Source organism: Pseudomonas sp. NFPP02 (assembly GCF_900119355.1).
Taxonomy (GTDB): domain Bacteria; phylum Pseudomonadota; class Gammaproteobacteria; order Pseudomonadales; family Pseudomonadaceae; genus Aquipseudomonas; species Aquipseudomonas paracarnis.
This window is the reverse complement of the sequence record NZ_FPJI01000001.1, coordinates 328,842-348,891: the sequence shown is the minus strand read 5'-3', so window position 1 is coordinate 348,891 and position 20,050 is coordinate 328,842. Positions and strand designations below refer to the sequence as shown.

Annotated in this window: 20 protein-coding genes and 1 pseudogene; 13 read left to right on the top strand and 8 right to left on the bottom strand. The window is 61.5% G+C overall.

All coding sequences use genetic code 11. From position 1 onward, the window contains the following. Positions 1 to 21 precede the first annotated feature (21 nt). Both BT204_RS01625 and BT204_RS01620 read right to left on the bottom strand, forming a co-directional pair. A complete protein-coding gene (locus BT204_RS01625; protein WP_054895993.1) occupies positions 22 to 339 on the bottom strand; it encodes a cell division protein ZapA in 318 nt (105 codons plus the stop codon). Continuing rightward, positions 336 to 545 (bottom strand): TIGR02449 family protein, encoded by a 210-nt coding sequence (locus BT204_RS01620; RefSeq protein WP_003177365.1) that lies wholly within the window; start codon positions 543 to 545, stop codon positions 336 to 338. The genes BT204_RS01625 and BT204_RS01620 overlap by 4 nt, the downstream gene beginning before the upstream one ends. Before the next feature lie 138 nt (positions 546 to 683). On the opposite strand from BT204_RS01620, the gene BT204_RS01615 reads away from it, so the two are divergent. The 9 genes from BT204_RS01615 (at position 684) to gcvH (ending at position 10,082) form a co-directional block, all read left to right on the top strand. After that, a complete protein-coding gene (locus tag BT204_RS01615) occupies positions 684 to 1,241 on the top strand; it encodes a YecA/YgfB family protein (protein WP_034129010.1) in 558 nt (185 codons plus the stop codon). 21 nt (positions 1,242 to 1,262) lie between these two features. Further along, positions 1,263 to 2,585 carry a Xaa-Pro aminopeptidase gene (pepP, locus tag BT204_RS01610; protein ID WP_034129009.1) on the top strand — a complete coding sequence of 441 codons (1,323 nt, stop codon included), beginning with the start codon at positions 1,263 to 1,265 and terminating at the stop codon, positions 2,583 to 2,585. Further along, on the top strand, positions 2,582 to 3,769 hold the full coding sequence (gene ubiH / locus BT204_RS01605; RefSeq protein WP_057975323.1) for a 2-octaprenyl-6-methoxyphenyl hydroxylase: 1,188 nt from the start codon (positions 2,582 to 2,584) through the stop codon (positions 3,767 to 3,769). The genes pepP and ubiH overlap by 4 nt, the downstream gene beginning before the upstream one ends. Next, complete coding sequence (locus BT204_RS01600; RefSeq protein WP_034129007.1) at positions 3,762 to 4,247, top strand: DUF4442 domain-containing protein; 486 nt, start codon at positions 3,762 to 3,764, stop codon at positions 4,245 to 4,247. Before ubiH ends, BT204_RS01600 begins: the two co-directional genes overlap by 8 nt. An 8-nt stretch (positions 4,248 to 4,255) precedes the next feature. Further along, entirely contained in the window at positions 4,256 to 5,473 is a 1,218-nt protein-coding gene (locus BT204_RS01595) for a 2-octaprenyl-3-methyl-6-methoxy-1,4-benzoquinol hydroxylase (protein WP_175550955.1), read from the top strand. A 162-nt stretch (positions 5,474 to 5,635) separates the two neighbouring features. Continuing rightward, a complete protein-coding gene (locus BT204_RS01590; RefSeq protein WP_057975325.1) occupies positions 5,636 to 6,640 on the top strand; it encodes an extracellular solute-binding protein in 1,005 nt (334 codons plus the stop codon). A gap of 150 nt (positions 6,641 to 6,790) precedes the next feature. After that, on the top strand, positions 6,791 to 8,407 hold the full coding sequence (locus BT204_RS01585; protein ID WP_072445614.1) for an ABC transporter permease: 1,617 nt from the start codon (positions 6,791 to 6,793) through the stop codon (positions 8,405 to 8,407). A gap of 156 nt (positions 8,408 to 8,563) precedes the next feature. Further along, on the top strand, positions 8,564 to 9,646 hold the full coding sequence (gene gcvT, locus BT204_RS01580) for a glycine cleavage system aminomethyltransferase GcvT (RefSeq protein WP_003195295.1): 1,083 nt from the start codon (positions 8,564 to 8,566) through the stop codon (positions 9,644 to 9,646). A 52-nt stretch (positions 9,647 to 9,698) separates the two neighbouring features. Beyond that, positions 9,699 to 10,082 (top strand): glycine cleavage system protein GcvH, encoded by a 384-nt coding sequence (gcvH, locus tag BT204_RS01575; protein WP_020301818.1) that lies wholly within the window; start codon positions 9,699 to 9,701, stop codon positions 10,080 to 10,082. 130 nt (positions 10,083 to 10,212) lie between these two features. Here the strand turns inward: gcvH and BT204_RS01570 are convergent, their stop codons facing one another. The 4 genes from BT204_RS01570 to BT204_RS01555 all read right to left on the bottom strand — a co-directional run bounded on the left by BT204_RS01570 (position 10,213) and on the right by BT204_RS01555 (position 14,028). Further along, positions 10,213 to 11,355 carry a DegT/DnrJ/EryC1/StrS family aminotransferase gene (locus BT204_RS01570; RefSeq protein ID WP_072445613.1) on the bottom strand — a complete coding sequence of 381 codons (1,143 nt, stop codon included), beginning with the start codon at positions 11,353 to 11,355 and terminating at the stop codon, positions 10,213 to 10,215. Between the two features lie 164 nt (positions 11,356 to 11,519). Further along, positions 11,520 to 11,834 carry a DUF2388 domain-containing protein gene (locus tag BT204_RS01565; RefSeq protein WP_003176799.1) on the bottom strand — a complete coding sequence of 105 codons (315 nt, stop codon included), beginning with the start codon at positions 11,832 to 11,834 and terminating at the stop codon, positions 11,520 to 11,522. A gap of 78 nt (positions 11,835 to 11,912) precedes the next feature. Beyond that, complete coding sequence (locus tag BT204_RS01560) at positions 11,913 to 13,610, bottom strand: GspE/PulE family protein (protein WP_072445612.1); 1,698 nt, start codon at positions 13,608 to 13,610, stop codon at positions 11,913 to 11,915. Positions 13,611 to 13,689: 79 nt separating this feature from the next. Then, positions 13,690 to 14,028 carry a hypothetical protein gene (locus BT204_RS01555; protein WP_057975328.1) on the bottom strand — a complete coding sequence of 113 codons (339 nt, stop codon included), beginning with the start codon at positions 14,026 to 14,028 and terminating at the stop codon, positions 13,690 to 13,692. A gap of 127 nt (positions 14,029 to 14,155) precedes the next feature. Between BT204_RS01555 and BT204_RS01550 the strand changes: the two genes are divergently transcribed. Both BT204_RS01550 and BT204_RS28020 read left to right on the top strand, forming a co-directional pair. Beyond that, complete coding sequence (locus BT204_RS01550; protein ID WP_054896032.1) at positions 14,156 to 14,626, top strand: Lrp/AsnC family transcriptional regulator; 471 nt, start codon at positions 14,156 to 14,158, stop codon at positions 14,624 to 14,626. 5 nt (positions 14,627 to 14,631) lie between these two features. Then, a pseudogene (locus tag BT204_RS28020) lies at positions 14,632 to 14,742 on the top strand (outer membrane lipoprotein carrier protein LolA); the annotation flags it as partial. An 11-nt stretch (positions 14,743 to 14,753) separates the two neighbouring features. On the opposite strand, the gene BT204_RS01545 reads toward BT204_RS28020, so the two are convergent. After that, positions 14,754 to 16,121, bottom strand: a complete 1,368-nt coding sequence (locus BT204_RS01545; RefSeq protein WP_020301821.1) for a CYTH domain-containing protein — start codon at positions 16,119 to 16,121, stop codon at positions 14,754 to 14,756. 158 nt (positions 16,122 to 16,279) lie between these two features. Here BT204_RS01545 and argE point away from each other — a divergent pair, with 158 nt between their 5' ends. Beyond that, positions 16,280 to 17,428 (top strand): acetylornithine deacetylase, encoded by a 1,149-nt coding sequence (gene argE / locus BT204_RS01540; RefSeq protein ID WP_072445611.1) that lies wholly within the window; start codon positions 16,280 to 16,282, stop codon positions 17,426 to 17,428. A 133-nt stretch (positions 17,429 to 17,561) separates the two neighbouring features. After that, positions 17,562 to 18,860: an amino-acid N-acetyltransferase gene (gene argA, locus BT204_RS01535; RefSeq protein ID WP_003195273.1), complete on the top strand. Its 1,299-nt coding sequence runs from the start codon at positions 17,562 to 17,564 to the stop codon at positions 18,858 to 18,860. 113 nt (positions 18,861 to 18,973) lie between these two features. Here the strand turns inward: argA and tauA are convergent, their stop codons facing one another. Beyond that, the gene (tauA, locus tag BT204_RS01530; RefSeq protein ID WP_054895985.1) at positions 18,974 to 19,960 is read right to left on the bottom strand and encodes a taurine ABC transporter substrate-binding protein; all 987 of its coding nucleotides are present in this window, start codon (positions 19,958 to 19,960) and stop codon (positions 18,974 to 18,976) included. Between the last annotated feature and the right edge of the window lie 90 nt (positions 19,961 to 20,050).

Sequence of the window (20,050 nt, the reverse complement as noted above, 5' to 3'; positions counted from 1 at the left end):
TACCTTAAACCCGCTCGGCAATCAGCCCTTGGGTGTGTCTGAATCGGTGGAAAGCGCCAGATCCACGCGATCGAGCAGGTCACGCACCTGCTCGCGCGTCGAACCACTGGCCTGTACGTCAGGGCGCTCCTGCTTATGCAGCAGGTCGTGGGTGATATTCAGCGCGGCCATCACAGCGATGCGGTCGGCGCCGATCACTTTGCCGCTGCTGCGGATTTCGCGCATCTTGCCGTCCAGGTAGCGGGCAGCGCTCACCAGGTTGCTGCGTTCTTCCTGGGGGCAGATGATCGAATATTCTTTGTCGAGGATCTGCACGGTAACGCTATTGCTTGAACTCATGAGTCTTGCTCCAGGGCCTTCAGGCGCGAAATCATCGATTCGACCTTACGCCGGGCGATTTCGTTTTTTTCAATGAGGTGAGCGCGTTCCTCGCGCCAGGTCTTTTCCTGAGCTAATAGGAGTCCGTTTTGACTCTTAAGTTGCTCGACCCGATCAATTAGCAGTTCGAGTCTGGCCATCAGCGCTTGCAGGTCGGTGTCTTCCATTGGGTTCCACTGGATTTGTCTGATGAATGGCAACTGCAGGATAAACGATCTGACGCCCTCGATAGTCTTGGTACGTCTGCCGGTGCTAGGATACAGCGCTCCATTCTAGACATTGCGCCGTCTGGCGCCTAGCTCACCATGCCCATTCAAAATTCCCCGTACGACGCTTTTTCCAAACTGCTGAGCACCAGCGGCCACCCTTGCTCGCCTGCCGAACTGCACGGCGTGCTGTTGGGCCGCAGTTGCACCGGTGTGGGCTTTGATGCCGACAACTGGCTGGCCGATGTGGCCGAGTTGCTGGAAACCGAACCCACCGAGAACGTGCGCAATGCGTTGATCGGCCTGCAAGAGATGGTCAAGGGCGAGTTGACCGGTGACGACGTCACCGTGGTCCTGCTGCTGCCGACCGATGACGCGCCGCTCACCGAGCGCGCTGCTGCCCTGGGCCAGTGGTGCCAGGGCTTCCTCCACGGTTTCGGCGTGAATGCCGGCGGCCTGGAGCTGAGCACCGACGCCAAGGAAGTGCTGCAGGACCTGGCGGCGATCTCACAGGTGCAAGATGCCCTGGAAGAGTCCGAAGATGGCGAAGGCGACTACATGGAAGTCATGGAATACCTGCGCGTCGCGCCGTTGCTGCTGTTCACCGAGACCAGGAAGTCCGCTGAGCCGGTCGCTGCCAAGCCGTCGTTGCACTAAAGAAAGGAAGCCCATCTGCCCATGATTCATATCCCCAAAGCGGAATACACCCGTCGCCGCAAGGCGCTCATGGCGCAGATGGAACCCAACAGCATCGCGATCCTGCCGGCCGCCGCCGTGGCCATCCGCAACCGCGATGTCGAGCATGTTTACCGCCAGGACAGCGATTTCCAGTACCTGAGCGGTTTCCCCGAGCCCGAAGCGGTGATCGTGCTGATGCCCGGTCGCCAGCACGGCGAGTACGTGCTGTTCTGCCGCGAGCGCAATGCCGAGCGCGAATTGTGGGACGGCCTGCGTGCGGGCACCGAGGGCGCGATTCGCGACTTTGGCGCGGATGACGCCTTCCCCATTACCGATATCGACGACATCCTGCCCGGCCTGATCGAAGGTCGCGACCGCGTGTACTCGGCCATGGGCAGCAATGCCGAGTTCGACCGGCACGTGATGGAGTGGATCAACGTGATCCGTTCCAAAGCACACCTGGGCGCCCAGCCGCCGAACGAATTCGTTGCCCTGGATCATTTGCTCCACGATATGCGCCTGTATAAATCGGCGGCAGAAGTGAAGGTGATGCGCGAGGCAGCGCGAATTTCCTGTGCGGCCCATGTGCGGGCGATGCAGGCCAGCCGTGCCGGCCTGCATGAGTTCAGCCTGGAAGCCGAGCTGGATTACGAGTTTCGCAAGGGAGGCGCGAAGATGCCGGCCTATGGCTCCATCGTCGCCGCCGGGCGCAACAGCTGCATCCTGCATTACCAGCAGAATGACGCGGTGCTCAAGGACGGCGACCTGGTGCTGATCGACGCCGGGTGTGAGATCGATTGCTACGCCAGCGACATCACCCGTACCTGGCCGGTCAACGGCAAGTTTTCGCCGGAGCAGAAGGCGATCTACGAGATTGTGCTGGCCTCCCAGGAAGCCGCCTTCAAGCAGATCGCGCCGAACAAACATTGGAACCAGGCCCACGAGGCGACCGTGCAGGTCATCACCGCCGGCTTGGTGAAGCTGGGGTTGTTGCAAGGTGACGTTGACGAGTTGATCGCCAGCGAAGCCTACCGCGCCTTCTACATGCACCGTGCCGGCCACTGGCTGGGCATGGATGTGCATGATGTGGGCGAGTACAAAGTGGGTGGTGAATGGCGCGTGCTGGAAGTGGGCATGGCCTTGACCGTGGAGCCGGGCATCTATATTTCCCCGGACAACCAGAACGTGGCAAAAAAATGGCGTGGCATTGGCGTGCGCATCGAGGACGACGTGGTAGTGACCAAGCAAGGCTGTGAAATCCTGACTGGCGGCGTGCCCAAGACCGTTGCCGAGATCGAGGCGTTGATGGCGGCTGCCCGATGAGCCGGGTCAACCTGGCGATTATCGGCGGTGGCCTGGTGGGCGCCAGCCTGGCCCTGGCGTTGCAAGCGGGGGCCAAGGCGCGGGGTTGGAAGATCGTGCTGATCGAGCCCTTTGCACCGGGCGACAGTTACCAACCGAGCTACGATGCGCGCTCTTCCGCGCTGTCGTTTGGCGCGCGCCAGATTTACCAGCGGCTGGGCCTGTGGCAAGCCATTTCCCGGCGTGCGGAGCCGATCAAGCAGATCCATGTATCGGACCGTGGGCGCTTCTCCACCGCGCGTTTGTCCGCGATGGAGGAGGGCGTGCCAGCCCTGGGTTATGTGGTGGAAAACGCCTGGCTCGGCCAATGCCTGTGGCAAGGCTTGGACAAGGACGTGGTGAGCTGGCGCTGCCCGGCGGAAGTCACGCGCATGGAGCCGCTGCCCGATGGCTATCGCCTGACCCTCAACGATGAAACCGTGCTGGAATGCGACCTTGCGGTACTGGCCGATGGCGGCCGTTCCGGCCTGCGAGAGCAACTGGGCATTGGCGTGAAAACCCGGCCCTACAACCAGAGCGCGCTGATCGCCAACATCACCCCGAGCGAGGCGCACAATGGCGAGGCGTTCGAGCGCTTTACCGATGAAGGCCCCATGGCCTTGCTGCCGCTGCCGGACAACCGTTGCGCGCTGGTCTGGACCCGCATCGGCATGGACGCCCAGCGCTTGGCCAGCCTCGACGAGCGTAGCTTCCTGAGCGAACTGCAGGGTGTGTTCGGGTATCGCCTGGGCACCCTCAAGCAAGTGGGTGCCCGCCACCTGTACCCGTTGACCCTGGTGGAAGCCGAAGAGCAAGTGCGTTCGCACCTGGCGGTCCTCGGCAATGCCGCCCATAGCCTGCACCCGATTGCCGGGCAGGGGTTCAATCTGTCTCTGCGCGATGCCAATGCCTTGGCCGAAGCGCTGCTGGCCGGGCCTGCTGTGCCGGGTGACCTGGCGACTTTGCAAAGCTATCGCGAGCGCCAGCGCCTGGACCAGCAACTCACCGTAGGCTTCTCCGACCAGGTCACGCGCCTGTTTGGCAGTGCCCAACCGTTGGTGGCGCTGGGCCGCAATATGGGCTTGCTCGGCCTCGACCTGTTGCCACCAGCCAAACGCTGGTTCGCCCGCCAGGCCATGGGCCTGGGTACGCGTTCCGATGCGTAAGTGGCTAACCCAACGCGTGGGCAAGGCGCGGCTGTTGCGCTGGTTCCTCACCCTGTACCCGCCGTACCTCGGCGCCGGGGTGCGGGTGCAGGCACTGAGTGCCGACTTCCGGCATGCCAAGGTGCGCATGGGCCTGGGTTGGTACAACCGCAATTACGTCGGTACGCAATTTGGCGGCAGCCTGTATTCGATGGTCGATCCGTTCTACATGTTGCTGTTGATGGAAAACCTGGGCCGCGACTACATCGTGTGGGACAAGGCTGCGAGTATCGACTTCATCTCGCCGGGCAAAGGCCCGGTGTATGCCGAATTCTCCATCGACGACGCTTTGCTCGATGAAATCCGGCGCCAGACCGCAGGTGGCGAGAAATATCTGCCCCACCTCAAGGTCGAGATTCATGACGGCTCCGGCACCCTGGTGGCGCGGGTCGACAAAACCCTTTATGTGCGGCGCAAGCCGCCAGCGAGACAGGCTTGAATATGGACATGCGCGCAGATGTGCTGATTGTCGGGGCCGGAATGGTCGGAAGCGCCCTGGCGCTGGCGTTGCAGGGCAGTGGCCTGCAGGTGCTGCTGCTCGACGGCAGCCCGTTGAGCGTCAAGCCGTTTGAACCGGCTGCGGCGTTTGAACCGCGGGTGAGCGCGCTGTCGGCGGCCAGCCAGCGCATTCTTGAGTGCCTGGGCGTGTGGGACGGCATCGTAGAGCGGCGTGCCAGCCCCTATGGCGAAATGCAGGTATGGGACGGCAGCGGCACTGGGCAGATCCACTTCTCGGCGGCCAGTGTGCATGCGGAGGTGCTTGGGCATATCGTCGAGAACCGCGTGGTGCAGGATGCCTTGCTCGATCGCCTGCATGACTGCGACCTCGGCCTGCTGGCCAATGCGCGCCTGGAACAAATGCGCCGATCCGGCGATGACTGGTTGTTGACCCTGGCCGACGGCCGCAAGCTGCGCGCGCCGCTGGTGGTGGCCGCCGACGGTGCCAACTCCGCTGTACGCCGCCTGACCGGTACACCTACCCGCGAATGGGATTACCTGCACAACGCCATCGTCACCAGCGTGCGCAGCAGTCAGCCGCACCAGCGCACCGCGTGGCAACGTTTCACCGACACCGGCCCGTTGGCGTTCCTGCCGCTGGTGCGCGATGGGCAGGAAGACTGGTGCTCGATTGTCTGGTCGACCACGCCCGCGGAGTCCGAGCGCTTGATGGCGCTGGATGATGAACGCTTCTGTCGGGAACTGGAGCGTGCCTTCGAGGGGCGCTTGGGCACTGTGGTCAGTGCCGACCCGCGTGTGTGCGTACCGTTGCGCCAGCGCCATGCCAAACGTTATGTGGCCGAAGGCCTGGCGTTGATCGGCGACGCCGCCCACGTCATTCACCCGTTGGCGGGGCAGGGCGTCAACCTGGGTTTCCTCGATGCAGCCGTGCTGGCCGAAGTGCTGTTGGCGGCGACCGAGCGCGGCGAGCGCCTGGCCGATGTGAAAGTGCTGAGCCGTTACGAGCGGCGCCGCATGCCCCATAACCTGACGCTGATGGCGGCGATGGAAGGCTTTGAGCGCTTGTTCCAGGCCGATCAACTGCCGCTGCGCTGGTTGCGCAACGCGGGTTTGAAAATCGTCGACCAGATGCCCGAAGCCAAAGCAGTGTTTGTGCGCCAGGCACTGGGATTGACTGGCGATCTTCCCGAACTCGCCAAACCCTGAACTGACAATACAACCCTCTGTGGGAGCCGGGCTTGCCCGCGATGAGGCTATCAGCTCCAGCGCATATTCTGGCTGTGCAACATCTGGTAACGCCTCCACCAAGCGTTACCAAATGTGAGTCCTTATCATTTGCTCTCCATTTGCAAATGAGAGACCGCACCCATGTTGGCACCCAAGCGCCTCCTGACTGCCCTGGCACTCACCCTGATCGGCAGCACCACCGTGCAGGCGGCCGACGAAGTCGTGGTCTACTCCTCGCGTATCGACGAACTGATCAAGCCCGTGTTCGACGCCTACACCAAAAAGACCGGCGTACAGGTCAAGTTCATTACCGACAAGGAAGCCCCGTTGATGCAGCGCATCAAGGCCGAGGGCGAGAACGCCACCGCCGACCTGCTGCTCACCGTTGACGCCGGCAACCTCTGGCAGGCCGAGCAGATGGGCATCCTGCAACCGTTCACCTCTCCTGTCATCGACAAGAACATTCCTCTGCAATATCGCTCATCGGCCCACGCCTGGACCGGTTTGAGCCTGCGTGCGCGAACGATCGCCTATTCCACCGACCGGGTAAAACCGGGCGACCTGACCACCTACGAAGCCCTGGCCGACAAGCAGTGGGAAGGCCGCCTGTGCCTGCGCACGGCGAAAAAAGTCTACAACCAGTCGCTGACCGCCACGTTGATCGAAACCCATGGCGCGGCCAAGACCGAAGAAATCATCAAGGGTTGGGTGAATAACCTCTCCACCGACGTGTTCTCCGATGACATCGCCGTGCTGGAGGCGATCAACGCCGGGCAATGCGACGTGGGTATCGTCAATACCTATTACTACGGTCGCCTGCACAAGCAGAAGCCAGAGCTGGCGGTGAAGTTGTTCTGGCCGAACCAGGGCGACCGCGGCGTACATGTGAATCTCTCCGGCATCGGCCTGACCCAGCACGCACCGCACCCGGAAGCGGCCAAGGCGCTGGTGGAGTGGATGACCACGCCTGAGGCACAGAAGATCTTCGCCGACGTCAACCAGGAGTTCCCGGCCAACCCAGCGGTACCGCCATCGGCGGAAGTGGCGACCTGGGGCAAGTTCGTGGCCGATACCTTGCCGGTGGAAGTGGCAGGCAAGCGCCAGGCCGAAGCGATTCGCCTGATGGATCGCGCTGGCTGGAACTGAAGCTGCGCCGCTTAACTGTGGGAGCTGGCTTGCCCGCGATTGCATCACTTCGGTATCACTGATACACCGAGGTGCTTGTATCGCAGGCAAGCCAGCTCCCACATTGGTTAGTGGCCGCTTCAACATCTTTATTTTTCTGAGAGCTTTTCCTTGGCCCACCCCGCCCAACGTCGCTGGTACCTACCGGTTTTCAGCGTCGCCGCCCTGGTGCTGTTGCCGCTGAGCGTGCTGCTGCTGTCCTGGCAAAGCATCGACCCGCAGATCTGGTCGCACCTCTGGGACACTCAGATGCCCCGCTTGCTGGGCAACACCTTGACCCTGGTGCTCGGTGTCGGCCTGGGCGTGACGCTGCTGGGCGTCAGCCTGGCCTGGCTGACCAGCCTGTGCGAGTTCCCCGGGCGGCGCTGGCTCGATTGGGCACTGATGTTGCCCTTTGCAATCCCTGCCTATGTGCTGGCCTTTGTGTTCGTGGGCCTGCTGGATTTCGCCGGCCCGGTGCAAACCCTGCTGCGCGAGTGGTTCGGCACCGGGTTGCGCTTGCCGCGGGTACGCTCTACCAGTGGCGTGGTCATCGTGTTGGTGCTGGTGTTCTATCCCTATGTCTACCTGCTGGCGCGCAGCGCGTTCCTGGCCCAGGGCAAAGGCTTGATGGAAGCGGCGCGGGTGCTGGGGCAATCGCCATGGCAAGCGTTCTGGCGCGTGGCATTGCCAATGGCGCGACCAGCAATTGGTGCCGGTGTGGCCTTGGCGCTGATGGAGACGCTCGCGGATTTTGGCGCGGTCTCGGTGTTCAATTTCGACACCTTTACCACCGCAATCTATAAAACCTGGTACGGCTTTTTCAGCCTGTCCAGTGCCGCGCAACTGGCCAGCCTGCTGCTGCTGGTAGTGATGCTGGTGCTGTATGGCGAGCGACGTGCGCGCGGGGCCAGCCGACCGAGCAATGAGCGCCCACGGGGCAAGGCGTTATACCACCTGCGCGGGTTCAAAGCCGTGGCGGCCAGCGCGTGGTGCAGCTTGGTCTTCGCCTGTGCGTTCGTGATTCCGATGCTGCAACTGGTGGCATGGTTCTGGCAGCGTGGCCGCTTCGACCTGGATGAACGTTACACCGGGCTGATCGTGCATACCCTTTACCTGGGCGGGATCGCAGCGCTGATCACCGTCAGCGTGGCGTTGATACTGGCTTTTGCCAACCGTCTGGCGCCCACCCGGGCGATTCGCTCCGGTATCAGCCTGGCCAATGTCGGCTATGCCTTGCCAGGCTCGGTGCTGGCGGTGTCGATCATGCTGGCGTTCAGTTACCTGGACCGCGAGTTGGTGGCGCCGCTCTCCGGATGGCTGGGCGGGGCGGGCAAGCCTTTGCTGCTGGGCAGCCTGTCGGCACTGGTGCTGGCGTACCTGGTGCGGTTCCTGGCGGTGGCCTACGGGCCGCTGGAAAACAGCCTGGCGCGAATCCGTCCGTCACTGCCCGAAGCGGCACGCAGCCTTGGCGTGAGCGGCCCACGACTGTTTTGCAAAGTGTATCTGCCGTTATTGCTGCCGGGCACGTTGAGCGCAGCGCTGCTGGTGTTTGTGGATGTGCTCAAGGAAATGCCCGCCACCTTGCTGATGCGCCCGTTTGGTTGGGACACCCTGGCGGTCCGCATCTTTGAAATGACCAGTGAAGGCGAATGGGCGCGGGCGTCTTTGCCGGCGCTGACCCTTGTGCTGGTTGGCTTGTTGCCGGTCATCGGGCTGATTCGTCGCTCGGCTCGGCAAATCGGTTAGGTGCCAGTCCTACGGCTTGAGGCTACAATGCGCGGCATTCGGTGCGCTCCGTCTTTCGGATCGACCTGCTGTATGTGGCTGCGGGCCTTGTAGTACGAGGTGTTCAGCGCAAGTGGCAGCTCTGCGCGCCTTCGCCAAGCCCGGAAGGAGAAACCCATGGGACAGCGTACGCCTCTGTATGACCTGCATCTCGCCCTCGGCGCGAAAATGGTCGATTTTGGCGGTTGGGATATGCCTTTGCATTACGGCTCGCAAGTTGAAGAGCACCACCAGGTGCGACGTGACTGCGGGGTCTTCGATGTATCTCATATGACCGTGATCGATGTCACCGGCCCCCAGGCCAAGGAATGGCTCCAGTACCTGCTGGCCAATGATGTCGACCGACTGCATGGCTGTGGCCGTGCGTTATACAGCGCCATGCTCAACGAGCAGGGCGGGGTGGTGGACGACATGATCGTCTACCGCACCGAAACCGGTTACCGCCTGGTGGTCAACGCCGCCACGCGCGATCAGGACATGGCCTGGATGCAGGCGCAACTGGGCAGCTACTCAGTGCAACTGCATGAGCGCTCCGAGTTGGCCATGCTCGCGATCCAAGGCCCCCACGCCCGGCAGAAAATCGCCGAACTGGTGACCCAGTCCCGTGGCATCCTGATCCATCAGCTCAAACCGTTCGAAGGCCGGGCCGACGGCGACTGGTATATCGCCCGCACCGGCTATACCGGCGAAGACGGCCTCGAAATCGTGCTGCCGGCCGATCAGGCACCGGGCTTTTTCAACGACCTGGTGGGCGCTGGCATTTCCCCCATCGGCCTCGGTGCGCGCGATACCTTGCGCCTGGAGGCCGGCATGAACCTGTATGGCCAGGATATTCACCAGGCCGTCTCGCCCCTGGCGGCCAACATGGCCTGGAGCATCGCCTGGGAACCTGTCGAGCGTAACTTCATTGGCCGCGCTGCGCTGGAAGCAGAAAAAGCAGCCGGCGTGCAGTTCAAACTGGTCGGGCTCGTCCTTGAAGAGCGTGGTGTGCTGCGTGCTCACCAAGTGGTTCGTATCGCCAATGTTGGCGAAGGAGAGATCACCAGTGGTAGTTTCTCGCCTACGCTAAGCAAATCCATTGCGCTGGCGCGTGTGCCGACGGCGACTGCCGACCGGGCCGAAGTGGAAATCCGCGGCAAGTGGTATCCGGTTCGAGTGGTCAAGCCGACCTTCGTGCGTCATGGCAAAACCCTGATCTAACCAATTCCGGCAGGCCAATGGCCGCTGACATTTCATCTTGAGGACACAGACTATGAGCAATATCCCTGCCGACCTGCGTTTTGCCGAAAGTCACGAATGGGCTCGTCTGGAAGCTGACGGCACCGTGACCGTCGGGATCTCCGACCATGCACAGGAAGCTTTGGGTGATGTGGTGTTTGTTGAACTGACCGAAGTGGGCAAGGTGTTTGCCGCTCAAGACCAGGCGGGCGTGGTGGAGTCGGTCAAGGCCGCTTCGGATATCTACTCGCCGATTGCGGGCGAAGTGCTTGCCGTCAACGAAGAATTGGGTGGCAGTCCTGAGCTGTTGAACTCTGACCCGTACGGCGCCTGGATCTTCAAGCTCAAGCCAAGCGACAAGGCCGAGCTGGACAAACTGCTGGATGCCGCCGGCTACAAAGCCGCCATCGGCGAATAAACACAACAGCTGCAACAGCACACCTCAATGTGGGAGCTGGCTTGCCTGCGATTGGATCACCCGGGTATCACCGATACACCGAGGTGCCAGCATCGCAGGCAAGCCAGCTCCCACAGTTGATTTGTTGTGATCAGTCTTTTTTCAGTACGGCTTTAACCGCCGCTACAGCCCGCTCCACATCCGCCTCTGTCATCGCCGTGAACATCGGCAACGACACGATCAAACGCCCAACACGTTCGGCCACCGGGAACATGCCTTCCTTGAAACCCTGTGCCCGATACAGGCTCAGCAGGTGGATCGGCGGGTAGTGATAGCCGATACCCACGCCGTGGGCCTGCATCTGTTCCATGAACGTGGCGCGGGCTGGCAGGCCATCCTGGCGCTCCGGCAATACCAGTTGGAACAGGTGCCAGTTGCTGTTTTCGAAGTCGGCCGGCGGCAGTTGCGCGCCGTATTGGGCTTCGAAATCGCTGCCAAAGCATTTGAAGTAGTGCCGTGCCAGGTTCTGACGATGGGCGGTGATCTTCTCGATGTGCGCAAATTGCCCCAGGCCTATGGCGGCGGCAATGTCGGTCATGTTGAACTTGCCACCCAGCACATCCACATCCAGGCCATCGAAGCCGCTGCGGGTGACGCCTTGCAGTCGGTACTTCTCTGCCAGACGGGCCTCCTCGGCATTGTTCAACACCAGGCAGCCGCCTTCGGACGACGTGATGTTCTTGTTTGCCTGGAAGCTGAAGGACACGAAGTCGCCGGTTGCGCCGATGCGTTCTCCATCCCAGCTGGACCCCAGGGCCTGGGCAGCATCTTCGACAATACGCAGGTTGTACTTGTTGGCCAGCGCGTAGAGCATCGGCATATCCACAGGCAAGCCGGCCAGGTAGACCGGGATGATCGCCTTGGTGCGCGGAGTAATGGCCGCTTCCACCTGGGCCAGGTCGATATTGCGCGTCACCGGGTCGATGTCGGCAAAGACCGGAGTGGCACCGACTTCGAGAATCACGTTAGCCGTGGCAACCCAGGAAATTGGGGTGGTGATGACTTCATCCCCAGGCCCGATCCCGGCGATGCGCAAGGCGATCTCCATGGTGCAGGTGCCCGAGTTGAAGGTGCGCACCGGACGGCCGCCAAAATAGTCCGACAGCTGTGCTTCGAACGCCTGCACCTTTGGTCCGCTGGTGATCCAGCCGGAACGCAGAACATCGCCGACCGCCGAAATGGTGGCTTCATCAATGGTCGGTTTGGAAAACGGCAGGAAGGGCTGTTGGCTCATGACGAAGAAGGCATCCGTTTCAGGTAGGCAATGAAAGATAGACGAGTCAGTAGGGCATGGTTGCACGCTGAGACTGAATATAGCCTGTCATCCATGAACGATTCGTCATGCAGCAGGCAAAAAAATGCCGCTTGAGAAAGCGGCATTTTTTATGAGGGCAGTTGTTACTCGGTTACAGCATTCTTCGCCAGGATGGCGTTAGCCAGTTCCATGTCCGTGGCTTGGAGGCCAGGGTTATCGGCGCGGACCTTCTGCATGGCCGCTTCCAGATACGGGCCGCGAATGCCGCCGTCGCTGGCGACGAAGCTGCCCGCGTCGTCCTGGGCGGCGACCACCAGCTTGTGGTCCTTGAAGGTCAGGTAAGTCGAGCCAGTGGTGGCGCCCGACGAGATGACATTACGCCAGAAGCTATCGGCCATGGCTGAGCCGACAGGTAGGGAAAGCACAGCGAGGGTTGCGACAGCATATTTGAGACGCATGATGGGTGACTCCGGTGGGTTATCTGTACGTTTTGATTGTAGTTAACCCGATCCAGTTCCATCACTGACTAAACAGTTTCAGTACTCGATCAAACCCGAAGAATTTGTTTCTGAATCCCCTGGCGTGACCCGCAATACCTCCGTCATCGTGGTCAGGCCGGCCTTCACTTTCTCGACACCGGCCATGCGCAGGCTGCTCATGCCCTGCGCCAGTGCCTCACGGCGCAGCGCTTGTACGTCCGCGCCCGGGGTGACCAGCGCTTGGAGTGCCGGGTCCATGAGCATAATTTCATACAGCCCGGCCCTGCCTCGATAACCGCTGTCACGGCATTGCGCACAGCCGACGGCTTCGCAGCCGTCAGCGTCCTCCTGGCCCAGCGGGCGCTTGCAATGGCTGCACAGCAGCCGCACCAGGCGCTGCGCCATCACTCCTATGAGCGTAGCTTTGATCAAATAGTGAGCAACGCCCAGTTCCTGCAGGCGGCTGATGGCGCTGGGTGCATCGTTGGTGTGCAAGGTCGAGAAAACCAGGTGCCCGGTCAGCGCGGCCTGGATAGCCATCTCTGCGGTTTCCTGGTCGCGGATTTCGCCGATCATGATGATGTCCGGGTCCTGGCGCAGCAGGGCGCGGATGCCGCTTGCGAACGTGAGGTCGATGTTGTGCTGGACCTGCATCTGGTTGAAGGCCGGCTCGACCATTTCAATCGGGTCTTCCACCGTGCACAGGTTGACCTCGCGGGTCGCCAGTTGCCTGAGGGTGGTGTAGAGGGTGCTGGTCTTGCCTGAGCCGGTGGGGCCGGTGACGAGGATGATGCCGTGGCTGCGTCGCGTCATGGCGTGCCAGCGTTGCTGGTCGGCGCTGGACAAACCCAACTGGTCGAAATCCTTGAGCAGCACCTGTGGGTCGAAAATTCGCATCACCAGTTTTTCGCCGAATGCCGTGGGCAGGGTCGAAAGCCGCAATTCCACTTCGACACCCGCAGGGTTCCGGGTCTTGACGCGGCCATCCTGGGGTTTGCGTTTTTCGGCCACGTTCATTCGCCCCAGGCTTTTCAGGCGGCTGACCACGGCCATGGTGACCTGCGGGGGAAATTGATAGACGTCATGCAGCAGCCCATCAATGCGAAAGCGCACCCGACCCTGGTCGCGGCAGGGCTCGATATGGATATCGCTGGCTCGTTGGCCAAAGGCGTACTGCAGCAGCCAGTCGACGATGTTGACGATATGCGCGTCGTTGGCATCCGGCTCCTTGTCGCTGGCGCCGAGGCTGAGCAAGTCGAGATTGCCAGGCGTCGTCATCTTTTCATCCGCACCGCTGACGGACTTGGCTAAACGGTAAAACTCGTTGATACAGCGCTGGATATCGCTGGGGTTGGCAACCACGCGCTTGATCGTGCGTCTGAGCACCTGGGACAGCCCGGCTTCCCAGGTGGTGACATGGGGTTGGGCACTGGCGATCGTCACGCTGTGAGTATCGACGGCGACTGCGAGAATGCCGTGGCGCTGGGCAAAGGCGTGGGACATCAACGGCACCACGGCTGCCACATCAATCTTCAACGGGTCGATGCGCAGGTAAGGTTGGCCTACCTGCCGGGCCAGCCATTGGGTCAAGGTCTCCACGCAAGGGCCCTGGGCTGCGATGCATTCCAAGGGATGCTGGCTGCCGGACGCTGGCGCTACCTTTTGCGCCGCCTGCGCCGTGATCAGCCCTTGCTCGACCAACTCCGGCAATAATTGCTGCAGTTCCAAGGGGTGATCGTGAGTGGCGACGGGCATGCAGGTTTTCCTGGGGCGTGGGGGTAATCCCAGGCTAGCCAGCCGCTGAAGATCCTGCTGGCGCTTGTATTGCCGGTTTTTACTGCGCCATCGCCGCCAACGCTTGAGGCCGCTCGGAATCAGCCGACCACAGCTCCAGGGTGCAGACGCTGATCAGGTTTCGAATCTTTTCACCGATCACTTGGGCGCGGTGCCAGCTCAGGCCGGTCATCACGATATCGATGCTCAGCAGGTCGGCTTCCCGGTTCATGCTGACCTGGGTGGGCGTGAGCAATTGCAGCGCGAAGTGGTTCAGCACCCGGCACAGCACGTCCGGTTCAGCCTCGGCGACGATGCGATAGTGCGCCTGGCAGTGGCTGCTATTGACGGCCCACGCATCGACGCGGGTGGCGGGGTAGGCGGTTTCGACGGCATGCATGCTGACTCTCCAGTTTCGACTGGAGAAATTTTTACATTCGCCTCGGGAGATTTCTTATCTAAAATAAGCCTATTTGGCGATAAATAGACCAAAACAATTCAAGATAAGCCTATTCATGGGTACTTTTATGCACAATGAGTTGGACGCCTACGACCGCCGCATCCTGGCCTTGCTGCAAGAGGATGCCTCGCTCTCCAGTGCACAGATTGCCGAACAGGTCGGCCTGTCGCAGTCGCCATGCTGGCGGCGTATTCAGCGGCTCAAGGAGGAGGGCGTGATCCGCGGCCAGGTCACCCTGCTGGACCGCAAGAAAATCGGGCTCAACACGCAGATTTTCGCCGAGGTCAAACTCAACGCCCACGGTCGCTCCAATTTCACCGAGTTCACCGAGGCGATTCGCGGGTTCCCGGAAGTGTTGGAGTGCTATGTGCTGATGGGGGCGGTGGATTTTCTGCTGCGTATCGTCACCTCGGATATCGAGGCGTACGAGCGGTTTTTCTTCGAGAAGTTGTCGATGGTGCCGGGGATTCAGGAGGTCAACTCGATTGTGGCGCTGTCGGAGATCAAGTCCACCACCAGCCTGCCAGTATTGCGCTGACAGGCATGCCATTGACTGTAGGAGCGAGCTTGCTCGCGAAGATCGTTAACGATAACGCGGGAAGCCTGGCTCCCCACATCGCTCTCGGGTTTTTCGCGAGCAAGCTCGCTCCTACAGGTAGAGTGACTTACAGGCGCAGAAGGGTCTTCCAGGCACGATTCTGATAAACCGCAATCGCCTGGTGCATACGCGCATCCAGTGATTCATCGGTAATCGGCTGGTTGGCCAGGTGCGCCAGCTTGTTCAGCTCGCCGTACAAACGGTCCAGCTCAGGAATGTCCACCACATGGCGCGCATGGTGCAGCCAGGCCTGGATGCGTTCGATGCGCGGCAGTTGCTCGGCCAGGTCTTCCGGCTGTTGCTGGTAGCGCTGCAGTTGCAGGGCGACAGCGTCGTCGGCCAACAGGCGTGGCAGCCAGTTGGTAATTTGCGCAGCGCCCTGGCGGTTGCCGCGCACGTTACGTTCGGCCGTCCAGGTGCGAGCCAGCAGCCAGCGCGAGAGGTTGAGTGAGAACAGGCCCCAGCGCACGTCTTGCAGCTCTTCGATGAACTGTTCCGGCGCGGCTTTGCGAATGTCTTCATCGTCGTCACCGGCCTGGACCAGCGGGCGCCAGTCTTCCAGCAACGCATCCAGGGCGCTGCGCAGTTCGCTGGTGGATTGGCGTGGCGCGGCCTGGCCGAGGCTGCCGATCAGGGCGCGCAACTCGCCGAGGTTCTCGACCCAGTCCTGCAACAGGCGCCAGTGGCCATTGAAGCGGTATTGCTCAGCCAGGCGCTGGCTGCTGCCCAGCAGGTGCCACAGGATCGCGGCGAAGGCGTCGTCCAATGGCATTTCGGCGTGGATCTGTGGCGCCGGCAGGCTCAGGGAATAGCTACTGGCGTCATACAGGCGATAGCCGCGTTCGGCCTTGCTGATGTCGCACGGCATCAGGGCCAGGGTTGCGGCCAGCTCGGCGGCCAGTTCCAGCAGGGCCGCCGGTTCGCCTTCGCGCAGTTCCAGTTCCAGCTCGCAGATTTCTTCTTTCTGCTTGCCGACCACCACATGGCCCAGGTCCAGGGCGGCTTCGATCACCACCTTGGCCTTGCCACGGCCCCAGGCGATTTCGGCGCGTTCACGCACGAAGTCGGTGGTGAAGATCGGCTTGAGAGTCTTTTTGTCCAGCTCGGCCAGTTGCTCGGGCCAGCACTCGCCATCGAGTTTCTTCACATCGAGCTTGGCTTTGGGCAGGTCCCAGTTGTATTCGTTGCGTTCCGACAAGCCGGCGACGCTTTGGCCGCGGGTCTTGAGGGTCTGGATGATGTCGTCACCGTCCTTGCGCAGGCGCAGGGCAACCTTGGCCTGGGCCAGGTCACGCTCGGGGGTGTCGAAGTACTGGTTCATCAACTCACGGCGTTCCCAGCCACTTTTGTTGCGTTTTTTCAGTAACGGGTGCTCACGCAGCGCGGCGAGTGTTTCGCGGCTGACGCGTAGCTTGATTTCGGTTTCTTTCTGCATGGCCGGAAAATCCAGGATCGGGAGCGCAGCCGGGGAAAAGTGTGGCTGCCAAGGTCGTGCAGTGTACAGGACTGAGCCCGGCAACGTGCCGCAACGGTTTATTGTGTTGCCCAGATGCCTCTATAGTGAGGTTCATCCGGGAAGTTGGGAGACCGCGCATGCCTTTACCGTCTATGAAAGAGCAGTTCGCCGCCTTGATCGCCGCGCCGTCGGTGAGCTGCACCCAGGCGTCTCTCGACCAGAGCAACCGCCCGGTGATTGACCTGCTCGCCGCTTGGCTGGGCGACCTGGGCTTTGCCATCGATATCCAACAAGTCAGCCCCGGCAAGTTCAACCTGTTGGCCAGTTTCGGCAGCGGCCCCGGTGGCTTGGTGTTGGCGGGGCATAGCGATACCGTGCCGTATGACGCGGCGCTGTGGAACACCGACCCGCTCAAGCTGACGGAAGTCGACGGCCGCTGGGTAGGGCTGGGCAGTTGTGACATGAAGGGGTTCTTCGCACTGGTTATCGACGCGGCGTTGCCGCTGCTGGACCAACCCTTCAAGCAACCGCTGTTGATCCTTGCCACCTGTGATGAGGAAAGCTCTATGTCCGGTGCCCGTGCGCTGGCCGAGGCGGGGCGCCCATTAGGTCGTGCAGCGGCGATCGGCGAGCCGACCGGGCTCAAGCCGATCCGCCTGCACAAGGGCGTGATGATGGAACGCATCGAGATCCTCGGGCGCAGTGGCCACTCGTCGGACCCCAGCCTGGGCCACAGCGCCCTGGAAGCCATGCATGACGCCATCGGCGAACTGCGCGGCCTGCGCTTGGCCTGGCAGCGCGAGTACCGCAACGCGCAATTCAGCGTGCCGCAGCCGACGATGAACTTCGGCTGCATTCACGGCGGCGACAACCCCAACCGCATCTGCGGCCAGTGCTCCCTGGAGTTCGACCTGCGACCCCTGCCGGGCATGGACCCCGAGGTGCTGCGCGCCGCGATCCGCCAGAAGCTCGAACCCCTGGCCGAGCGGCATAAGGTCAAGATCGACTACGCGCCGTTGTTCCCCGAAGTGCCACCCTTTGAGCAGCCCGAAGACGCCGAGTTGGTGCGGGTGGCGGAGCGTTTGACCGGTCATCGTGCCGAAGCAGTAGCGTTCGGCACCGAAGCGCCTTATCTTCAGCGCCTTGGTTGCGAAACCCTGGTGCTCGGCCCTGGCGACATTGCCTGCGCCCACCAGCCTGGCGAGTACCTTGAAATGTCACGCTTGACGCCTACAGTGCGTCTATTGCGGGAACTGATCGAACACTACTGCCTGAAACCTGCATAAATTAACCCTTGCCCATTCGTACATAAGGAGAGTGAGCGTGTCGCCAAGCCTGTTCCGACGATAACCATCAGCCGCTGTGCGCTTTCACGATTGATCCTTTATTTGGCTGCTTTTTATTACAGGCCCAGGTGTTATGCCCGAATACGTCAACTGGCTTCGTCACGCTTCGCCCTACATCAACGCCCACCGCGACTGCACCTTTGTGGTCATGCTGCCCGGCGATGGTGTGGACCACCCCAACTTCGGCAATATCGTCCACGACCTGGTGCTGCTTCACAGCCTGGGTGTGCGCCTGGTGCTGGTGCATGGCTCGCGCCCGCAAATCGAAACCCGCCTTGAAGCACGCGGCCTTACCCCGGCTTACCACGAAGGCTTGCGCATCACCGATGCTGCGACGCTGGAGTGTGTGATCGACGCGGTGGGTCATTTGCGCATTGCCATCGAGGCGCGCTTGTCCATGGACATGGCGTCATCGCCGATGCAGGGCTCGCGCCTGCGTGTGGCCAGCGGCAACCTGGTCACCGCACGGCCAATTGGCGTGCTTGAAGGCGTGGACTACCACCACACCGGCGAAGTGCGCCGGGTCGACCGCAAGGGCATCAACCGCCTGTTGGATGAGCGCTCTATCGTGCTGCTCTCGCCCCTGGGGTATTCGCCCACCGGCGAGATCTTCAACCTGGCCTGCGAAGACGTCGCCACCCGCGCCGCCATCGACCTGGGCGCCGACAAATTGCTGCTGTTCGGCGCCGATCCCGGTCTGATCGATGAGAACGGCCGCCTGGTGCGTGAATTGCGCCCACAACAAGTACCCGCGCACCTGCAACGCCTGGGCAGCAACTATCAAGCCGAACTGCTCGATGCCGCTGCCGAAGCCTGCCGGGGTGGAGTAGGGCGCAGCCATATCGTCAGCTACGCCGAAGATGGCGCTTTGCTTACCGAACTGTTCACCCGCGATGGTGGCGGTACGCTGGTGGCCCAGGAACAATTCGAACTGGTGCGCGAAGCGGCGATTGAAGACGTCGGCGGCTTGCTGGACCTGATCAGCCCGCTGGAAGAGCAGGGCATTCTGGTGCGCCGTTCGCGGGAAGTGCTGGAGCGTGAGATCGAGCAGTTCAGCGTGGTCGAGCGCGAAGGCATGATCATCGCCTGCGCGGCGCTGTATCAGATCGCGGATTCGGATGCGGGGGAGTTGGCGTGCCTGGCAGTGAACCCGGAGTACCGCCACGGCGCGCGAGGCGATGTGTTGCTCGAACGCATCCAGACCCGGGCACGCGCCCAAGGCTTGAAAACCCTCTTTGTACTCACCACGCGCACGGCCCATTGGTTCCGCGAACGCGGCTTTGTACCCAGCAGCGTGGACCGCCTGCCGTCGGCGCGAGCGTCGCTGTACAACTATCAGCGCAACTCCAAGATCTTTGAAAAGGCCCTGTAAAAGAGTACGGCTCTGTGTGGGAGCTGGCTTGCCTGCGATAGTGGCGCCTCGGTTTATCTGAAGGACCGAGTTGCTGGTATCGCAGGCAAGCCAGCTCCCACCGAAGACTGTATTTATTGTGTGATGAATTTGTCGGTCACATACGCCGAATAATCCGGCAGCACTGTCTCCACCTTCCCCTGTTCCTTCAAGAACTTCGCCGTCTCCTCAATCGCCTTCGCCGTGCCGCCCTTGAGCAGCGCAGCGGTTTGCTGTGCCTGCGCATCCGGAAACGTCGTACCGGCCAAGAGTTCCGGAATGTCATCCGCATTTGAACCTGTCAATTTGGCGATTTTCTGCACTGGCTCGGAATCCACCGTCCAGCTGTCTTTGTGGGCGGCATAGTCGGCAAAGGCATCCAGGGTAACTTTGGCGAACTTGGCCACTACCTCAGGATGTTTTTGCGCAAAATCCTTGCGCGCCACCCACACCTCAAACGTCGGCGCGCCCCATTGGCCCACCTGCGCCGCGTCTGTGAGGGTCTTGCCGCTCTTGCGGATTTCACCCAGGGCCGGGGACCACACAAAAGCCCCATCAATATCGCCACGCTTCCAGGCGGCGGCGATTTCGGCCGGTTGCAGGTTCACCACTTTGACTTGCTGGGTGTTCAGACCCCAGTGTTTCAGCGCGCCGAGCAGGCTGTAATGGGAGGTGGAGACGAAGGGCGTGGCGATGGTTTTACCGATCAAGTCCTGGGGGTTGTCGATGCCACTGCCGTTGCGCACCACCAGGGCTTCAGAAGCGTTGATCTGTGCCGATACGATAAACGCCACAATCGGCAGGTTGCGCGAGGCCGCCGCCGCGAGCGGGCTGGAGCCGAGGTTGCCGATTTGTACATCACCCGAAGCGATGGCCGTGACTACCTCTGGCCCGCTGTTGAAGCGGCGCCAGGCGATTTTTTCGCCGATGGCTTTTTCATACAGGCCGTCGGCCTGGGGAACCTTGCTGGGATCGATGCCGGTCTGGTAGCCCACCGTCAGGTCGGTGGCGTTGACACCAAAAGAAAGTAATAGCGATACAAAAACTGTAACAAATTGACGGGAGGATGTGCGTTTGGCCATGATGGCGTCGCCTTTTTGATCGTGAGTGACGTATGCAACCGTACGGCAACACTAATCGATCTAAAAAAGCACCAGTAAATACCCTTTAGG